Source organism: Sphingopyxis soli (genome assembly GCF_018682675.1).
In the GTDB taxonomy this organism is placed as follows: domain Bacteria; phylum Pseudomonadota; class Alphaproteobacteria; order Sphingomonadales; family Sphingomonadaceae; genus Sphingopyxis; species Sphingopyxis soli.
In genome coordinates this window covers 1-16,223 of sequence record NZ_JAFMTR010000061.1, presented here as the reverse complement: position 1 = coordinate 16,223, position 16,223 = coordinate 1, and the positions used below count along the sequence as shown (strand labels likewise).

Genomic DNA, 16,223 nt, shown 5'->3' with positions numbered 1-16,223 from the left:
GATGAGCGCGCGCGTCGAATTCTTCTTCGACCTGTCGAGCCCGTGGACCTGCCTTGCGTTCCACAATCTGCCCGGCGTGCTCGAACGGACGGGTGTGACGGCGATCTACCGGCCGATTCTCGTGGGCGGCGTGTTCAACTCCGTGAACCCCGCCGTCTATGCCGCGCGCGAGCAGGCCGACAACCGGCGGCTCCAGCATAGCTGGAAGGTGCTGAAGGATTGGGCGCGGCTCGCCGGCGTGCCGATGAACTTCCCCTCGCAATATCATCCGGCGAAGAGTGTGCAGGCGATGCGCTTCGCGACCGCGCTCGAAGCGGATCAGACCGCCCTTGCGCGGTTCGCGCGCGCCGCCTTCGCCAGCTATTTCGGCCGTCAGGAAAATCTCGACGATCCCGAGGTCCTGGAAGCCGTCGCGACGGCCGAGGGACTCGATGGCGCGGCGATTCGCGCCGCCGCGGGTAGCGACGAAGTGAAGGCGCGGCTCCGCGCCAACACCGACGAGGTCGTCGCGCGTGGCGGCTATGGGTCGCCGACGATCTTCGTCGACGGCACCGACATGTATTTCGGCAACGACCAGCTCCCGCTCGTCGAAGCTGCACTGAAAAGGACTCCCCGATGAAGGACCGTATCTCGATCACGATGCTGGAGGACGGCATCGCCGACGTCCGGCTGATCCGCGCCGACAAGATGAACGCGCTCGACGCCGCGATGTGGTCGGCGCTCGCCGAGGCGGTCGACGACCTGAAGGCAAGGCAAGGCCTGCGCGTCGTCATTCTGTCGGGCGAGGGTCGCGCCTTCTGCGCCGGGCTGGACCTTTCCAGCCTCAGCGATGATCGCGATCCGGGTGCGAGCAGCGCGGGCGGCAGCTTGTCCGACCGCACGCGCGGCATTGCGAACAACGCCCAATATGCCGCGTGGGGCTGGCGCGAGATTCCGGTGCCGGTGATCGCCGCGGTGCATGGCGTCGCCTTCGGTGCGGGCAGCCAGATCATGGCGGCCGCCGACATCCGCATCGTCCATCCCGACACGCGCATCGCGATCATGGAAATGCGCTGGGGCCTGGTTCCCGACGTTGCGGGCATGGCGCTGTGGCGGACGCAGGTCGCCGACGATGTGCTGCGCGAGATGATCTATACCAATCGCGAATTCACCGGCTCGGAAGCGAAGATCCTGGGCTTCGCGACCCACGTGTCGGACGATCCGCTCGCCAAGGCGATGGAACTGGCGCGGGTGATCGCGAACAGGAATCCGCACGCGATCCGCGGCGCGAAGCGGCTCTGCAACATGCTCGCAGACGCGAGCGACGCCGAGATCCTGCAGGCCGAGAGCGACGAGCAGGTGAAGGTCATCCGCACCCCCAACCAGATGGAGGCGGTGATGGCGCATATGCAGAAGCGGAAGCCGAATTTCGCGGACTAGAGCAGGCTCAGAAACCGCGCGGCATTGTGCCAGTCGGCCTCGCGCCGCGCGCGCGCGCTTTGCGCCTCGCTGTCGGCGCCCCAGCGGCGTTCCTGATACAGTTCGTCGAGGCTGACGGCCTCCCATAGCTCGGCGGCGGTGTAGGCATTTTCGATCAGCGCCAGGCCGGCCACGAGCGAACCGCCGATCGTCACCAGCAAAGTGAGCGGCGCGAGCCGGAACGGATCGTGTGACAGCACGGCGTCGCGCAGCGCCGCGATGGTCGCGTCCGGCTGATCGATAGGCAGTACGCCCTCGGCCAGCACGAATTCGATGCCGTACCGCTGCTCTGCCCAGGCCAGCAGGGGGTTCCAGAGGGCAATCTGTTCGGCTTGCAGGGCAGGGTCGCGATCGTCGCGGTAGCAGAAGAGGTCGCTTGTCGCGTAAGCCGCAATCGGCTCGGCGAACGCGGCGGCGTCGGCGCCGGCAATGTCGATCGCCGCATTGGCGATCCCCGTCAGCGGCATGCGGGCGGGATCGATAGTCTCTCCGACCGCATTCCATTCGTCCGCAATCGCTTCGGCGAGCACCAAGCTTTCGACGACCAGCGGCGCGCGCTTGGGCGTGCGCACGGGACGCCCGTCGAGCGCGATGCCCCATGCGCCGTCTTCGCGGACGGCCTCGGCCTGCTGCCAGAAGCGCTTCATGGGGCCTTCGGCGATCGCCAGCGGCGCGCGAGGATCTTGGGCATGACCGCGAAGTCGAACACTCCGGCCAGCACCACCGCGACGCCGATCCAGCGGTCGGTCGGCTGCCCCGCGATCGCCCACGCGCCGCGGATCAGGATGAAGCCCGCGATGATGAAGATCGCGCCCATCAGGCGCATCGCCGCCAGCGCGAAAAAGCGCTTTTTGGCGAGGGCGTCCGCCGCCTGAGTCATGCGCCCGTCCTTTCGCCGCCAAGCTCGCGCATCAGATGCGCGACCGCGCGGTTGCCGGTCGCCTCGACGCCCGCCGCCAGGCGTTCGCGCTCGTCGCCGGGTTTGTTCTGCGACAGCTTCAGCGTCGGCCGCCACGCCCGGATGCGCATCTCGAACCCCGTGATCGCGCCGGTCAGCTTGCCGAAATAGGCCTGGTCCATCTTGGCGCGCGTCCAGGGCGGATCCTCGCCGATCCGCTCTTCATGAAGCGCCGACAGCGCGTCGAGCTGTGCGATCAGCCCGGCATCGTCCAGCTTTTGCGCCACGCCCTCCATTTCGACCGCAACATAGTTCCAGGTCGGAACCGCCTTCGTCGGATCCGCGTACCAGTTGGCGCTGAGATAGGCGTCGGGACCCTGCACCACCGCGAGCATCGGGCTGCCGTCGAGGTGGCGGGTCAGCGCATTGCCGCGTGACAGATGGAAACGGATCGTTGTCGCATCGTCGCTCAGCACGACAGGGGCGTGCGCGACGCGCGGGCCGTCGGGCGTCGCCGCGAAGATCGCGGCAAAGCCGATCTCGCGTACGAACATGGGAGCGAGATCGTCGTGCTTCGGACGAAAGGCGGAATTGGGGTGCATCAGCGTGGCCTTTTGGAAGGAGATTTGCGAGGGCTGGGCGTGCCGCCGCGTCCGGAAGGGCTGCTGGGCTTGTTTTTTGCTTTGGCTTTCGGTTTTCCAACCTGGTCGGTCGGCTTGCTTGTCGCTGTACGCCCGCGCCGTTCGCCGCGGCGCGCCTTGCGGATCTGTTTGCTATGCGCCTTGGCGGCCGCCTTCGCAGCAGCTTTCGGGGGCGGGCCCTTGGGGGCGTCGTCGATGCCCGTCTCGCCGAGCAGCAAGTCGAAGCCAAGGGCGTCGAGGCTTGCCGCGAAATGCTCGGGAACGTCGGCGCTGACGTCGATACTACCCCCGTCGGGATGGTCGATGCGCAGGCGGCGGCTGTGGAGATGCAGCTTGCGGCTGATCGTCCCGGTCAGGAAGGCTCCCTTGCCCCCATATTTGCCGTCGCCGACGATCGGATGGCCGATCGCCGCCATATGGACGCGAAGCTGGTGCGTGCGGCCGGTGAGCGGCTGAAGCTCGACCCAGGCGGCGCTGTTCCCGGCGCGTTCGATGACGCGGTAGCGTGACCTGGACGGCAAGCCTTTCTCATCGACATGCATCTTCTCGCCGCCCGATCCGGGCTGTTTGGCGAGCGGCAGGTCGATCTCGCCCTGCGCGATGTCGGGAACGCCGACGACAATCGCCCAATAGGTCTTGCGCGCGCTGCGGTTCGAAAAGGCCTTGGCGAACCAAGCCGCCGCGCGGGGCGTGCGCGCGACGAGCAGCGCGCCCGATGTGTCCTTGTCGAGCCGGTGGACGAGCTTTGGCCGCACCGGTGCCTCGCCCTGCAGGGCGCCGAGCAGGCCATCGACATGTGCGTCGGTCTTGGTGCCGCCCTGCGTCGCAAGACCGGGCGGCTTGTCGAGAACCAGCGCGCTCTTGTCGCGGTGAATCACCATCGCCTCGGCGAAGGCGACGTCGGCGGGCGAAAGCGGCTTTTCCCTGCGCGGTTTCGGACCGGAGGGCGCCGCAGGCGGGACGGGCATCGCGATCCGCTGCCCGGCTTCGATGCGATCGGAAACGTCGGCCTTGCGGCCATCGATCGTGAGTTCTCCCGACCGCGCCCAGCGCGCGATCAGCGCGTGCGGAGTTCCCGGCCGGTGGCGCTTGAACCAGCGGTCGAGGCGGATGCCGCCATCCTCTTCGGCAACGGTGGCGCTGTCCTGAATGCCGCGGTCGTGCGTCATGCCGGAAGCTGCCGGATCAACAGCATCCCGAGGCCGCAGGCGAGGATTCCGCCGGCGACCGAGGCGAGCACATAGGCGGCAGCCTGCCCCGCCTGGCCGCGTTCGAACAGCAGCCAGAACTCCATGCTGAAGGAGGAAAAGGTCGTGAAGCCGCCCAGAATGCCGACGCCGACGAACAGACGCGTGGCTTCGCCGCCGCTGGCCTCGCGTGCCAGCCAGCCGACGAGCAAGCCCATCAAAAAGCTCCCGGCGATGTTGACGCTGAGCGTCCACCACGGGAAATTGGGACCGAGCCGCGCGAGCATCGCCTTGCCGACGAAGTAACGCGCGCCCGATCCGATGGCGCCACCGATCATGACAGAAAACAGGCCGTTCATGCGCTTCGCCCTAGCCGGAAAAGCGCGGCGCGGAAAGCGGGCGTGTTGCCGGGCGTCGGCTGTGGTCACCGAGCCCCTCTTCGGTCCGTGTGCGATGCGCCGTCCGACGGGCAGCGACCAGAAGCACCGCAAGTCCAGCCAGACGGCATCGTTGGCGCGTCGGGGCGGGCGACGAGAGCATCGGTGGCTTTGACGGATGCTTCCGCTGCGCGGAGGCCAGGATCAATTAGCCGTTGACGACAGGAACAAACCATGTCCAAAGTGGAGTGTCTTCCATCCGTTTTATCTCTGCCGTCTGAACCGACGGCGAGGTTTGGGTCCGAAATGGCGGCGAAAGGGAACGAACAAAAGGTGAATATGGCCGGAGTGACGGCATAAAGACGTCATGGCGGATCAAGGGGCAGGGGCATCGACATGGAACATGCGGTCCGGTTTCAATGGGGCGAAGACGCGGCAAATGGGGCGCAAGACGTTTTGCCGGCGAGCGCGCCGTCGACGTTGCTCGCGGTCGGGCTTTCGGCGTCGGCGTCGCGGTTCGATTCGATCGAGGGCGTTCGAATGGTTGCGACGCTTCCTGCATGCGATGCGGCGGCGCATGTCCGCGATATGCTTGTCCTCGACATGGTATGGGTGGCGGCACCGGAAGCCATCGATAGCAGGATATTCGCGCAGCTCTGCCAGGCGGTTGCGGACAAGGGGTGTGCCTTGATTTGTGAAACATCGCTCGCGGCGCTCGACCGGGTCGCAGCGGCGATCCCCGACACGATTCGTGTGGAATGGCTTGTCGATGCAGATGCGACCGATCGTCGCATGGCGCTGGCGGCCGCGCGATCCGAACGGCATCTCGTCGTGCAGGAAGTCGCGCGCGACCCCGCGATGGAACGGATCGACCGGCTGCAGGAAGAGATCGCACGTATTTCACGGTTACTCGGCGACATCGCCCGCGAACGGAGCGGCCTTCCCGGTACACCGACCGGCTTCGAGCGCGGGCAGGATTTCACCGACTATCCGGATCAGGTGCGGGCGCCGGCGCGCGATTTCGCGACAATGCCGCGGAGCTTTGTGCCCGAGGAACGCACGGCCGAGCGCCAGCGCGCGAAAATGGTGCGGCGCCTGCTGCGGCAGCGCCGACTCCGCGAGCAGTTTTTCCCGGCGGACCTGTTCGCCGACCCCGCTTGGGACATGCTGCTCGACCTCTATGCGGCGCGGCTCGAGCGGCGGCCGGTGTCCGTATCGAGCCTTTGCATCGCTTCGGCGGTCCCTGCAACCACCGCGCTGCGCTGGATCAAGACGATGACCGATGGCGGGCTCTTCATCCGCGAAGCCGATCCACACGACGGCCGCCGCATCTTCATCGCGCTCGCCGAAGCGACATTCGACGCGCTCGAACGCTATTTCGAGGCGCTGGAGGAATAGTCGCGGCTTGCCACCGGCGGCGGCTTGTGGCAGGGGCGCGCATCCCCCAAGCGGACGGCCGGGGGCGCTTAGCTCAGTTGGTAGAGCATCTCGTTTACACCGAGAGGGTCGGCGGTTCGAGCCCGTCAGCGCCCACCACAAGATCGCCGATAACAGGCTGAAGCCCGACCTGTTTCTCCATGCGCAGCGGCGGGCGAAGGCGCCGGGGATCGGAACATTGGGCCATATCCCGCGGCCGTGACGGTGGATCAGGCGGTCGCTGCGGGGAATCATGTGCGGGCAGGTGTATGTCCGCACGGCGCTTGATGCGATGCTCGCCGATACGCACGCGCAGGTTGAGTATGGAATGCGGAATCCGCAAGCCTCAGCGAGCGATGGGTGCCTTGCGGGCGCGCCAGATGATGCTGATCGTGAAGAGACCGATCCCGGCCCAGACGATGTTGAGCACCGCCGACGGAATCGCTCCGTTATAGCCCGAGTTGACGATGAAGCCCGCGGCGCCGATCACGTTCATCCACTGATAGATATAGCCCCGCGCCGCGAGCTTGCCGAGCGAGAGAAGTATATAGGCGGTCAGGATCAGGACCGCGGCGGACCATCCGATGACTTCGATGATGATGGCTTCGGCGCTCATACGCTTCGTCTCCCAATGAAAACGCCCGCCCCGGCGAGGGGCGGGCGCTCATAGCATCAGCGGTTTGCCGCGTCAGGCCGCGAGCTTGCGCAGCACATAGTGCAGGATGCCGCCGTTCATATAATATTCGACCTCGTTCGCGGTATCGATGCGGCAGAGCGTGTCGAAGGCAAAGGTCGAGCCGTCGGGGCGTGTGACGTTTACGGTGACCGTCTGGCGCGGCTTCAGCTCCGCGACGCCGGTAATCGTGAACTGGTCGTCGCCGGTCAGGCCCAGCGTCTCGCGGCTCTGGCCTTCGAGGAACTGCAGCGGCAGCACGCCCATGCCGACGAGGTTCGAGCGGTGGATGCGCTCGAAGCTTTCGACGATCACCGCGCGGACGCCGAGCAGATTGGTGCCCTTCGCCGCCCAGTCGCGCGACGAGCCGGTGCCATATTCCTTGCCGGCGATGACCACCAAGGGCGTGCCGTCGGCTTTGTGGCGCATCGCGGCGTCGTAGATCGGCATGACTTCCTGGCCGTAGCGCGACATGCCGCCTTCGATGCCGGTGACCATTTCATTCTTGATGCGGATGTTGGCGAAGGTGCCGCGCATCATCACGTCGTGGTGGCCGCGGCGGGCGCCGTAGCTGTTGAAGTCGGCCTTGCTAACCTGATGTTCCATAAGCCATTTTCCGGCCGGCGAGTCCGCCTTGATGCTGCCGGCGGGGCTGATGTGGTCGGTGGTGATCGAGTCGCCGAGGATCGCGAGCGGTTTCGCGTTCACGATGTCGCTGACCGGCGCCGGGGTCATCGTCATGCCCTCGAAATAGGGCGGGTTGGCGATATAGGTCGAGCCGGCGCGCCACTGGTAGGTGTCCGAGCCTTCGACCTCGATCTTCTGCCAGTGCGCGTCGCCCTGATAGACATGCGCGTAGCGCGCCTCGAACATGTCGCGGCTCACCGCGCCCGCGACCACGTCGGCGACTTCCTGATTGGTCGGCCAGATGTCTTTCAGGAACACGTCGCTGCCGTCCTCGGCCTGCCCGATCGGGGTGGTGGTGAAATCCTCGATCACCGTGCCCTTGAGCGCATAGGCGACGACGAGCGGCGGGGAAGCCAGGAAGTTCGCGCGCACGTCGGGCGACACGCGCCCTTCGAAGTTGCGGTTGCCCGAGATCACCGCCGCGGCGACGAGGCCATTCTCGTTGATCGCCTTCGAAATCGGTTCGGCCAGCGGCCCCGAATTGCCGATGCACGTCGTGCAGCCATAGCCGACGAGGTTGAAGCCGATATTGTCGAGATGCTTCTGCAAGCCCGCCTTTTCCAGATAGTCGGTGACGACCTGGCTGCCGGGCGCGAGTGAGGTCTTGACCCAGGGCTTGGGCTTGAGACCCAGCGCGTCGGCCTTCTTCGCGACGAGCCCTGCCGCGACGAGCACGCCGGGGTTCGACGTGTTGGTGCAGCTGGTGATCGCGGCGATGGTGACGTCGCCGTCGCCGATGTCGAAATCCTTGCCCTCTACCGCCACGCGCGTTTGCGCCTTTTTATAGGTGTTCGCCATGTCGGCGTTGAACACATCGTCGACCTCGGGCAGCGAGACGCGGTCCTGCGGGCGCTTCGGTCCCGCGAGCGACGGGACGACGGTGCCAAGATCGAGTTCGAGCGTGTCGGTGAACACGGGGTCCGCGGCGCCTTCGTCGATCCACAGCCTCTGCGCCTTGGCATAGGCCTCGACCAGCGCGATATTGTCTTCCGAGCGCCCGGTCAGGCGCATGTAATCGAGCGTCTTGTCGTCGATGCCGAAGAAGCCGCAGGTCGCGCCATATTCGGGCGCCATATTGGCGAGCGTCGCGCGGTCGGCGAGCGACAGCGAGGCGAGGCCGGGGCCGAAATATTCGACGAAGCGGCCGACGACGCCCTTGGCGCGCAGCATCTGCGTCGCGGTGAGCACGAGGTCGGTCGCAGTGACGCCTTCCTTGAGCTGGCCGGTGAATTTGAACCCGACGACCTCGGGGATCAGCATCGACACCGGCTGGCCGAGCATCGCGGCCTCGGCCTCGATCCCGCCGACGCCCCAGCCGAGCACGCCGAGGCCGTTGATCATCGTCGTGTGACTGTCGGTGCCGACGCAGGTGTCGGGATAGGCGACGGTCTCGCCCGACCCGTCCTCGCTCGACCATACCGCCTGCGCGATATGTTCGAGATTGACCTGATGGCAGATGCCGGTGCCCGGGGGCACCGCCTTGAAGTTCGACAGCGACTTCGACCCCCATTTCAGGAAGTCGTAGCGTTCGCCGTTGCGATAATATTCGATCTCGACATTCTGCTCGAACGCCTTCGGCGTGCCGAATTCGTCGACCATGACCGAGTGGTCGATGACGAGGTGGACGGGGACGAGCGGGTTGATCTTCGACGTGTCGCCGCCGAGCCTGGCGATCGCATCGCGCATCGCGGCGAGGTCGACGACGCACGGCACACCGGTGAAATCCTGCAGCAGCACGCGCGCGGGGCGATACTGGATCTCGCGGTTCGAATGCGGGTTCTTCTGCCAGTCGACCAGCGCCTGCACGTCGTCGGTCGACACGGTGAAGCCGCCATCCTCGAACCGCAGCAGATTTTCGAGCAGCACCTTCATCGAGAAGGGCAGCCGCGACACGTCGCCGAGCTTCGCCGCTGCCTTGTCGAGCGAGTAATAAGCGTAAGTCTTGCCGCCGACGCTCAGCGTCGAACGGGTGCCCAGCGTGTCATTGCCCGTGGTCGTCATAGAACAAGCAGTCCCCATGTTGGCGCGGCGGGGAATGACCGTCCGGTGGCAAAGCAGGAGAGCGGGGCCAACGGGAGTCGCACGCGCAGGTTTATGTTGGCGACGCCTTACGCCGGGGGGTGGGAAATGCAAGGGGGTGGGGGTGGTTGGTTAGTGCCTGGGCGGACTTTCGACCAAGGGCGGGGCGATGATTTTCTCACGCAAAGGCGCGAAGGCGCAAAGCCAACCCAGTCTCGTCATCCCGGACTTGATCCGGGATCCATTCCAGCGGCGCCGCATGGCTCCCGGATCAAGTCCGGGATGACCAAGAGGTGATAGTGCGCGGAATGGTCCATAGCGGAGAGGGTCGTGTCCTATCCGCTGCTGACGATGTTAAGCCGGCGGCATGACGGGCGAAACGATCATGAAAAGCCGGGGTCGGGTGCTGCTGCCGCCCGATGTGCTGGATCGGATGGGCTGGTCGGGCGGCACGGCGCTTGAAATTCAGGAAATGTCCGACGGCGTGTTGTTGCGGTCTAGGTCGCCGTCGCGGCTGACAAGGAATATGAATGGCGGCCGAAGTCGTCCAGTAAGGGGCAATGCGGCGGGAAGGGATTGAGCGTGGTGAAGAATATCCACCGGGGATCGACGCTCGACAGTTTTCTGCGATCCGAAGGTATTGCGGACCTCAGCGCCTATGACGGCGCCAAAACGGCGCTGGCGGCGGGCGAGGAAGAACTGGTGCCCGCCGACTATGCCAAGCGGCTGATCGCCGGTGAAAGCCCGCTCCGCGTGTGGCGCGAACTGCGCGGGCTGAGCCAGGTGAAGCTGGCGGCGGTGTCGGGGGTCAACCGAGTGCAGATCGCCGACATCGAGGTCGGGCGCGGCAAGGGGTCGGTGGAGACGGTGCGGAAGCTAGCGGATGCGCTGGGCGTTCGGGTGGATGATTTGGTTTGAGGATTAGCAACTTCCCTATTTCGGGTTTTTAGTACGTCACCGTAATTTCTGTCGCAATTCCGATGAAATGGTTCCGCATGTGCTACGCCTCGGTTCGCCCCCCGCCGTATTTCACGTTCTCGATTGCGTTAAGAAATTCCAGATGTGTTGTGAAATTTGGCATCAATGTTAGTGCTCTGTATAGGGCCATCCATGAATTCTTGAAAAATTCTGATAGGGTTTTCTCGTCATCTACCGTCGATAGATGATGAATTTGCTTAGATCGAAGTGAATATGATTTTTTGAAATTCGCAACGATCTCTCTTCTCTTTCCACCTTCCTTTTCTATCAGGAATGCAATTCGATCTCCAACGCCGCTTTGGATCGGCTCTTGTTCATCCCTAAGGAAGAGATGTTCTAGTGATGACATAGCATAAACGAGGCGATTGTTGACGTTATGTGACCCCACTCCTTCAGAGAAGGTGCTTATTGCTTTGCCCACACGCTCCTGAAATGGCGTCAACGGGGCGCTTTTGAAAAATGACGCAAAATTAGAAAAGCCATTCTTCATATCGCGATCAAGCTCAGCAAATGTCATTCTCCAAGAGAACATTCCATAATCGAGAAGACCCTCAGAAATGTTCAAAATTGCGTTATCGGCAACGGTCAATACGGTCGTTGTTCGGTTATGATGGCAGCCATGAGGGAAACATGGAAACGCCACGTTCCAACTCAATGCTGCCGGAGACATGAATCGAAGCATCTCAGCGACTTGAAAAGCCCTGCGCTCGGCATGGGCTTTTGCGAAACCGACCTCTCCAACGACCTTGACCTGAACTGCAGTGAGATGTCCTAGCTCGCGGACAAAATCACCAATTTTCTTGTTGATTATATCCGCTTGTTCCGGATTCTTCTCTTTTGCGGCTTTGCCCATCTCCGTGAGCATTTGTCTGTTCATCGGAGCGACCAAAACATCGCCAATCTGAAACGGTCGCTCTATCTCAATTGCGGAAATGGGAATTACTAGATGATGCTCGCTAAACGCATCGTCTGCCTTCGCAATAAGATGCTCCGAAAGGCTGGAGGGCTTATCTGCTCCATAATTTTCTATCCACCAGTCGAAGACTTGTTCTTCAAGAAATTCCGGGGAGAGGCCTTGGTTGAATGGTTTGGTTTTGAGAGTTTGCTCGACCAACCTCCTGAGCGCGTCATAACCTCCATCAAACAGACCGATCTCATGCCCTTCTTTGGCAAAATATCTAGCGAGAGTTCGACCAGTTATGTCGGTATAAGAGAGTTTGGGTTCACCAATTATATCTCTGTCGGTAATAGTTTCCATCTCTCGCCGCGTCGGAAACGGATCGGGTGCGCGCTTTGGAAACGGCCTCTTTACTCCCAATCCAAGAAGCTCAGTACCTTTCCTTTCGATGGAATCGGCTGCCTTCTCATGAAGTGCGGAGTGATCGAAAGGGCTGGAGGTTTTCATTCTCCAATTAGGTATTCACAAGTGTCGGTAACGCAAGCGCCTTACGATGATAATCGCCGTCTGAGATTAGACGGATCAACGCCGATAACTCAATTACGCAATTATGATGACAGGTGCAACAATCCCCAAACCCAAGCGAGATTGATCACTCAACTAACCCCAACTCCTGCCCCGCATGGAATATCCGCAACACCTCAACCGCTGCCCCGACCCGATAGGCAATAACCGTCCGCCCCTGAAAGTTCAGCGTGCGGACGCCCGGCGCGAGGTCGTCGCGCAGGGTGCCGCGGTTCGGGTATGTGGCGAGGTCGGCGGCGTGGGCTTCGATCGCGCTGGTGTAGGTAAACGCCGTGTCAGGATCGGCGCTCTCGGCGATCCAGTCGTAGAGGCGGTAGAGGTCGTCGGTTGCGGTCTGGCGCCAAACGACGTCGAGTTTTTTGGTCAAGCGGGCTTGCCCGTCCGTCTGGCGTGGCGGGCGGCGAGGCCGGAGCGGACGTTTTCGGCGGGTTGGACGGGGCGGGTATCGGCGAGGGCTTCGGCGACGCGCGCCGTGAGCAGTTGGTCGAGCAGCGCTTCCTCGCGGTCGAGCGCGCGGAGGCCGGCGCGCACCACCTCGCTGACCGAGGCGTAGCGGCCCGATTTGACCCGATCCTGCGCGGCGGCGGTGAGCGGGCCGAGGGTGACGGTGACGGGCTTTTCGGCACGCGATGCCATGGTGAATCTCCTATGACAATGTCATATCAAGAAACGAACAAAGGGTCAATTTCCTGCCTCGTCACCCCGGACCCTTCGACGAGCGCCGGACGGGCTTGATCCGGGGTCGACGACTTCGGCGCCCCTGTGGATCCCGGATCAAGTCGAACGAGCCACTCGTCTCGTTCAAGGATGACGAAATAGGACTATCAGCTTCTTTCCAAAATTGTCCAAATAGGTTCAAAACCATTCCGGTTCATTCCAATCTGATTCGGGAGATGGAGCTATGGGGCGTAAGGTGGCGCGGGGTTCGCGGGGGGAAGCGGGGGTTTCTGGAGGTGGTGAGGGTGGCGCCCTCCCCACTGCGACTAGCGGGCGAGCCCGCAAGTCTCGTGATCGGAGCCACGGGTCTCCGATCCCCCCTCCCGCTTTCGGGAGGGGAGTCGGGAAAATCCCCTGATGCCGGGGCTGCGCATTCGCGAGGACGGGTGGACGGTGGCGCGGACGCGGACGTTTCTGGCCGCGCTGACGCAGACGGGGTGCGTGACCGATGCGGCGCGCGTCGCGGGGATCAGCCGCACGTCGGTGAATGACGCGCGCGGGCGCTTCGCCGCGTTCGACCGCGCCTGCTCGACCGCGCTGGCGCGCGCCGGGCGGGGGGTGCGGGCGATCGCCTATGAACGCGCGGTCGTCGGGCGCGAGACGGTGGTCATGCGCGGCGGCAAGGAGGTCGAGCGGCGGATCACGCCGTCCGATTCGATGCTGGCGCTGCTGGTCAAGCGCGGCGAGATGGGCGACGGCAACGAGGACGGCGGCACCGCGGCGCTTCCGCCCTTGCGCATGCGAAAACGCCGCCGGCCTTGCGGCCAGCGGCGTCTCAGTGGACAGGGTTGCTACCGTCAGGCGTAGCGGACGGCGACATTCTGTTTGCGGCGCCGCGCGCGCATCGCGCCGCCGACGAAGCCGAGGCCGAGCAGCATCATCGCCCAGGTCGCCGGTTCGGGAACCGCCGAAACGTCGAGGCGGACATTGTCGAGCAGCGGGCCGATATTGTCGGCGCTGGTCGTTCCGAACGCCATCTTCAGCGAGCCCGCGCCGGTCGCGATGAAGCTGATCGACGAGGTGGTGAAGGCGGTGCTGCCCGGGATCGACACCGAGGAGAAGACCGAGTTGGCGTTCGAGCCGAGCCCGGTGCTCGTCAGGCCGGTGCCCGTGAGGCCGCTGACCAGCGACGGATCGAGGAACAGGATCGCCTGGAAATTATCGGCGACCGAGCCGCGCTGCGCGCCGCCGACGTCGAAGCTGAAGGTGACGAGGTCGCCCGCGTTGAACAGGAAGTTCTGGATCGAGGTGATCGTCGCCGGACCCGGAGTGCCGTCGAGGTCGATCACATTGCCCGATGCAGGCGGCGTGACGCCGATCGAAAAGGCGTTGGGTGACCCGACGACGTCGACCGAGACGCCGCCGGTGAGCGTCCAGTTCGTGAGGTTCGTGACCGTCAGCGCCGGCGCGTCAGCCTCGAAACCGTCAGTGAAAAGCGTTGCGGCCGAAGCCGGAGTAGCCATGGTAATCGCGGCAGAGGCCGCAAGTGCGTAGATAAAACGCATGTGTGTTCCTCCCTTTTGATGCCGCGTGCGACTCGTGCGGACAGGGGAACGTAACAAAAATTAGGTCCACTGTTGACTAAATGATTCGGGAACAAGGGAAATTTGTTCCAGATCGAGACTCGGCGGCGCGGGCGGGCGCGGACTCGCAGGGGTTTCGGGGCGAACGCTACCCCTTTCGGGTTATCGTGCGGACGGTGTGCGTGTTAAGCGCTTGTTATGCGCCGGGCCGGTCGTCGAAGAGCGTCTTCAGATCCTTCTTCAATATCTTGCCGTTGGCGTTGCGCGGCAGCGTGCCTTCGGTGAAGCGGATCGCGACCGGCACCTTGAACGCGGCGAGCCGCGCGCGCACCCACGCCTGGAGCTCGGCCTCGCTCGCGCTGGTGCCGGGGGCGAGGTGGACGACCGCGGCGGGCTCCTCGCCCAGCGTGCGGTGGGGGATCCCGATCACCGCGGCGTCGGTGACCGCGGGATGCTCGTAGAGGCGGTTCTCGACCTCCGACGAATAGATATTCTCGCCGCCGCGCAGCACCATGTCCTTCGCGCGGTCGACGATATAGAGAAAGCCTTCGTCGTCGAGGCGCGCGAGGTCGCCGGTGCGGACCCAGCCGCCCACGAAGGTTTCGGCGGTCGCCTGCGGCTTGTTCCAATAGCCGGTGACGATCATCGGGCCGCGCGCCCAGAGCTCGCCGACCGTCCCGGTGGGGAGCGGGGTGACGCCGTCGTCGGCGCGGATCTCGAGGTCGGCGACGGGGACCGGCGGGCCGGCGCTGGTCGGGCGGTTCAGATAATCCTCGGCCGAGTGCGAGGTGACCGTCGCCATCGTCTCGGTCATCCCCCAGCCGTTGCCGGGAAGCGCGCCGAACTCCTCGTAGATGCGCTTGACGAGCTCGGGCGCCGAGGGCGCGCCGCCATAGGAAATCGCCTCGAGCGAGGAGAGGTCGTACTGCGCGCGGTCGGGATGCTCGATGAGCTGCCACGCGATCGTCGGGACGCCGCCGGTGACGTTGACGCGCTCGCGCTCGATGATCCGCATCGCCTGCACCGCGTCCCACTTGCGCATGAAGATCATCGTGCCCCCCGCGGCCATGCTCCCCATCAGGGTCGCCGAGCAGGCGGTGACGTGGAACAGCGGGATCACGGTCAGGATCGTGCGCGGCGCGGGGTCGGGGACCGGCTCGCCGCGGCGGACGAAATTGCGCGCCGCCGCGAAGGCGCCCGAGAGGATGTTGGTGGCAAGGTTGCGGTGCGTGCCGAGCGCGCCCTTCGGATGGCCGGTGGTGCCGCTGGTGTAGAAGATCGTCGCGGGATCGTCGCTCGCGAGCGCGACGGGCGGGCGGTCGCGGGGGGCAAGCGCGGCCCAGTCGGCGGGGCGGCCGATGAGGGCTTCGAGCGCGGTGGTGCCCTCGATCGCTGTCAGCGCGCGCGTGACGATCCATTCGCCGACGTCCGGCATGTCGGCGCGGTGCGCCGCGAGGCGGTCGTAGCGTTCGGCGTCGACGATCACGATGCGCGCGCCCGAATCGCTGATGCCATAGGTCAGCTCGTCGCCGGTCCACCACGCGTTGAGCGGCACCGCGATCGCGCCGATCGAAACGATCGCGAAGAAGATCACTGGCCATTCGGGCAGGTTGCGGGTGGCGAAGGCGATGCGGTCGCCCTTGCCGACGCCGCGATCGACGAGAGCCTGCGCGAGTGCGGCAACGGCGCGATACTGCGCCTCGAAGCTCACGCGCTCGTCGCCCAGGATCGTCGCGAGGCGATCGCCATGGCTCCGCGAGAGGTCGAGCAGCACCCCGAGGTCGGCGGGCGCGTGCTTCCAGACGCGCGTCGGGATGCCGCGGATCGTCGCCATATCCATTTCGAACTTGCTTCCGGGCGCGGTGAGCGCGGCGGTCGCGTCGGCGAGCGAGACTCTGGGCCAGGCGGGGTCGATGGCAACGAGGGGCTGGTCGCTTATAGTATCCGTCATGCTGCGCTCTCTCCATGCGCTGTTGGTACCGGTGTTGCCCCGAACTTGCCGATCGACGTAGATTCGATCCGCGCGGCGCGCAAGGTGGTCGTCGGCCACACCGGCCGGGCGCGAGAGGCTTCAGGGGGTGGGGCGGCCATGTCTGCGAACGACCGGTTGCGGACGCGGAATTCCTCCCTGTGGCGTAGCCATGGGGAGGTGGCAGCGCGAAGCGC

General features: G+C 64.5%; 18 protein-coding genes and 1 tRNA gene. 7 read left to right on the top strand and 12 right to left on the bottom strand.

Translation table 11 applies throughout. From position 1 onward, the window contains the following. Window position 1: 1 nt before the first annotated feature. Both J1N50_RS09610 and J1N50_RS09605 read left to right on the top strand, forming a co-directional pair. Entirely contained in the window at window positions 2-619 is a 618-nt protein-coding gene (locus J1N50_RS09610; protein WP_215353319.1) for a 2-hydroxychromene-2-carboxylate isomerase, read from the top strand. Next, window positions 616-1,419 carry a crotonase/enoyl-CoA hydratase family protein gene (locus tag J1N50_RS09605; protein ID WP_215353318.1) on the top strand — a complete coding sequence of 268 codons (804 nt, stop codon included), beginning with the start codon at window positions 616-618 and terminating at the stop codon, window positions 1,417-1,419. Before J1N50_RS09610 ends, J1N50_RS09605 begins: the two co-directional genes overlap by 4 nt. On the opposite strand, the gene J1N50_RS09600 is transcribed toward J1N50_RS09605, so the two are convergent. From J1N50_RS09600 to crcB, 5 genes are read right to left on the bottom strand one after another with little or no spacing between them, the layout of a single operon-like run. Continuing rightward, entirely contained in the window at window positions 1,416-2,105 is a 690-nt protein-coding gene (locus J1N50_RS09600) for an ATP12 family chaperone protein (RefSeq protein ID WP_215353317.1), read from the bottom strand. The genes J1N50_RS09605 and J1N50_RS09600 overlap by 4 nt on opposite strands. Continuing rightward, window positions 2,102-2,338, bottom strand: coding sequence for a hypothetical protein (locus tag J1N50_RS09595; RefSeq protein ID WP_215353316.1), 237 nt, complete (start codon window positions 2,336-2,338; stop codon window positions 2,102-2,104). The genes J1N50_RS09600 and J1N50_RS09595 overlap by 4 nt, the downstream gene beginning before the upstream one ends. Next, complete coding sequence (locus J1N50_RS09590) at window positions 2,335-2,958, bottom strand: FMN-binding negative transcriptional regulator (RefSeq protein WP_215353315.1); 624 nt, start codon at window positions 2,956-2,958, stop codon at window positions 2,335-2,337. Before J1N50_RS09590 ends, J1N50_RS09595 begins: the two co-directional genes overlap by 4 nt. Beyond that, window positions 2,958-4,166, bottom strand: a complete 1,209-nt coding sequence (locus tag J1N50_RS09585; protein ID WP_215353314.1) for an RluA family pseudouridine synthase — start codon at window positions 4,164-4,166, stop codon at window positions 2,958-2,960. The genes J1N50_RS09590 and J1N50_RS09585 overlap by 1 nt, the downstream gene beginning before the upstream one ends. Next, window positions 4,163-4,543 carry a fluoride efflux transporter CrcB gene (gene crcB, locus J1N50_RS09580; RefSeq protein WP_215353313.1) on the bottom strand — a complete coding sequence of 127 codons (381 nt, stop codon included), beginning with the start codon at window positions 4,541-4,543 and terminating at the stop codon, window positions 4,163-4,165. The genes J1N50_RS09585 and crcB overlap by 4 nt, the downstream gene beginning before the upstream one ends. A 414-nt stretch (window positions 4,544-4,957) precedes the next feature. Between crcB and J1N50_RS09575 the strand changes: the two genes are divergently transcribed. Both J1N50_RS09575 and J1N50_RS09570 read left to right on the top strand, forming a co-directional pair. Continuing rightward, window positions 4,958-5,959, top strand: coding sequence for a helix-turn-helix domain-containing protein (locus J1N50_RS09575; RefSeq protein WP_215353312.1), 1,002 nt, complete (start codon window positions 4,958-4,960; stop codon window positions 5,957-5,959). A 62-nt stretch (window positions 5,960-6,021) separates the two neighbouring features. Continuing rightward, a tRNA-Val gene (locus J1N50_RS09570) sits at window positions 6,022-6,097 on the top strand. A gap of 226 nt (window positions 6,098-6,323) precedes the next feature. Here J1N50_RS09570 and J1N50_RS09565 read toward each other — a convergent pair. Beyond that, complete coding sequence (locus tag J1N50_RS09565; protein ID WP_215353311.1) at window positions 6,324-6,593, bottom strand: CBU_0592 family membrane protein; 270 nt, start codon at window positions 6,591-6,593, stop codon at window positions 6,324-6,326. Between the two features lie 72 nt (window positions 6,594-6,665). Then, window positions 6,666-9,338 carry an aconitate hydratase AcnA gene (gene acnA, locus J1N50_RS09560; protein ID WP_215353310.1) on the bottom strand — a complete coding sequence of 891 codons (2,673 nt, stop codon included), beginning with the start codon at window positions 9,336-9,338 and terminating at the stop codon, window positions 6,666-6,668. A 385-nt stretch (window positions 9,339-9,723) separates the two neighbouring features. Between acnA and J1N50_RS09555 the strand changes: the two genes are divergently transcribed. Together J1N50_RS09555 and J1N50_RS09550 are read left to right on the top strand one after the other, a co-directional pair. Next, the gene (locus tag J1N50_RS09555; RefSeq protein ID WP_215353309.1) at window positions 9,724-9,936 is read left to right on the top strand and encodes an AbrB/MazE/SpoVT family DNA-binding domain-containing protein; all 213 of its coding nucleotides are present in this window, start codon (window positions 9,724-9,726) and stop codon (window positions 9,934-9,936) included. Between the two features lie 2 nt (window positions 9,937-9,938). Next, window positions 9,939-10,274 (top strand): helix-turn-helix transcriptional regulator, encoded by a 336-nt coding sequence (locus tag J1N50_RS09550; RefSeq protein WP_215353308.1) that lies wholly within the window; start codon window positions 9,939-9,941, stop codon window positions 10,272-10,274. Between the two features lie 82 nt (window positions 10,275-10,356). On the opposite strand, the gene J1N50_RS09545 is transcribed toward J1N50_RS09550, so the two are convergent. From J1N50_RS09545 to J1N50_RS09535, 3 genes are all read right to left on the bottom strand, one after another. Continuing rightward, window positions 10,357-11,739: a HEPN domain-containing protein gene (locus J1N50_RS09545; RefSeq protein ID WP_215353307.1), complete on the bottom strand. Its 1,383-nt coding sequence runs from the start codon at window positions 11,737-11,739 to the stop codon at window positions 10,357-10,359. A 145-nt stretch (window positions 11,740-11,884) separates the two neighbouring features. After that, entirely contained in the window at window positions 11,885-12,184 is a 300-nt protein-coding gene (locus J1N50_RS09540) for a type II toxin-antitoxin system RelE/ParE family toxin (protein WP_215353306.1), read from the bottom strand. Then, window positions 12,181-12,453, bottom strand: a complete 273-nt coding sequence (locus J1N50_RS09535; protein ID WP_215353305.1) for a ribbon-helix-helix domain-containing protein — start codon at window positions 12,451-12,453, stop codon at window positions 12,181-12,183. The genes J1N50_RS09540 and J1N50_RS09535 overlap by 4 nt, the downstream gene beginning before the upstream one ends. Before the next feature lie 438 nt (window positions 12,454-12,891). On the opposite strand from J1N50_RS09535, the gene J1N50_RS09530 reads away from it, so the two are divergent. Beyond that, entirely contained in the window at window positions 12,892-13,341 is a 450-nt protein-coding gene (locus J1N50_RS09530) for a hypothetical protein (protein ID WP_215353304.1), read from the top strand. Here J1N50_RS09530 and J1N50_RS09525 read toward each other — a convergent pair. Together J1N50_RS09525 and J1N50_RS09520 are read right to left on the bottom strand one after the other, a co-directional pair. Further along, window positions 13,332-14,039: a PEPxxWA-CTERM sorting domain-containing protein gene (locus tag J1N50_RS09525; protein ID WP_215353303.1), complete on the bottom strand. Its 708-nt coding sequence runs from the start codon at window positions 14,037-14,039 to the stop codon at window positions 13,332-13,334. The genes J1N50_RS09530 and J1N50_RS09525 overlap by 10 nt on opposite strands. A gap of 214 nt (window positions 14,040-14,253) precedes the next feature. Then, window positions 14,254-16,008, bottom strand: coding sequence for a class I adenylate-forming enzyme family protein (locus J1N50_RS09520; RefSeq protein WP_215353302.1), 1,755 nt, complete (start codon window positions 16,006-16,008; stop codon window positions 14,254-14,256). Between the last annotated feature and the right edge of the window lie 215 nt (window positions 16,009-16,223).

Bases quoted from the DNA above. Each gene is read 5' to 3' on its own strand.
- J1N50_RS09610 (WP_215353319.1), top strand. From the start codon at position 2: ATGAGCGCGCGCGTCGAATTCTTCTTCGACCTGTCGAGCCCGTGGACC.
- J1N50_RS09605 (WP_215353318.1), top strand. From the start codon at position 616: ATGAAGGACCGTATCTCGATCACGATGCTGGAGGACGGCATCGCCGAC.
- J1N50_RS09600 (WP_215353317.1), bottom strand. From the start codon at position 2,105: ATGAAGCGCTTCTGGCAGCAGGCCGAGGCCGTCCGCGAAGACGGCGCA.
- J1N50_RS09595 (WP_215353316.1), bottom strand. From the start codon at position 2,338: ATGACTCAGGCGGCGGACGCCCTCGCCAAAAAGCGCTTTTTCGCGCTG.
- J1N50_RS09590 (WP_215353315.1), bottom strand. From the start codon at position 2,958: ATGCACCCCAATTCCGCCTTTCGTCCGAAGCACGACGATCTCGCTCCC.
- J1N50_RS09585 (WP_215353314.1), bottom strand. From the start codon at position 4,166: ATGACGCACGACCGCGGCATTCAGGACAGCGCCACCGTTGCCGAAGAG.
- crcB (WP_215353313.1), bottom strand. From the start codon at position 4,543: ATGAACGGCCTGTTTTCTGTCATGATCGGTGGCGCCATCGGATCGGGC.
- J1N50_RS09575 (WP_215353312.1), top strand. From the start codon at position 4,958: ATGGAACATGCGGTCCGGTTTCAATGGGGCGAAGACGCGGCAAATGGG.
- J1N50_RS09565 (WP_215353311.1), bottom strand. From the start codon at position 6,593: ATGAGCGCCGAAGCCATCATCATCGAAGTCATCGGATGGTCCGCCGCG.
- acnA (WP_215353310.1), bottom strand. From the start codon at position 9,338: ATGACGACCACGGGCAATGACACGCTGGGCACCCGTTCGACGCTGAGC.
- J1N50_RS09555 (WP_215353309.1), top strand. From the start codon at position 9,724: ATGACGGGCGAAACGATCATGAAAAGCCGGGGTCGGGTGCTGCTGCCG.
- J1N50_RS09545 (WP_215353307.1), bottom strand. From the start codon at position 11,739: ATGAAAACCTCCAGCCCTTTCGATCACTCCGCACTTCATGAGAAGGCA.
- J1N50_RS09535 (WP_215353305.1), bottom strand. From the start codon at position 12,453: ATGGCATCGCGTGCCGAAAAGCCCGTCACCGTCACCCTCGGCCCGCTC.
- J1N50_RS09530 (WP_215353304.1), top strand. From the start codon at position 12,892: ATGCCGGGGCTGCGCATTCGCGAGGACGGGTGGACGGTGGCGCGGACG.
- J1N50_RS09525 (WP_215353303.1), bottom strand. From the start codon at position 14,039: ATGCGTTTTATCTACGCACTTGCGGCCTCTGCCGCGATTACCATGGCT.
- J1N50_RS09520 (WP_215353302.1), bottom strand. From the start codon at position 16,008: ATGACGGATACTATAAGCGACCAGCCCCTCGTTGCCATCGACCCCGCC.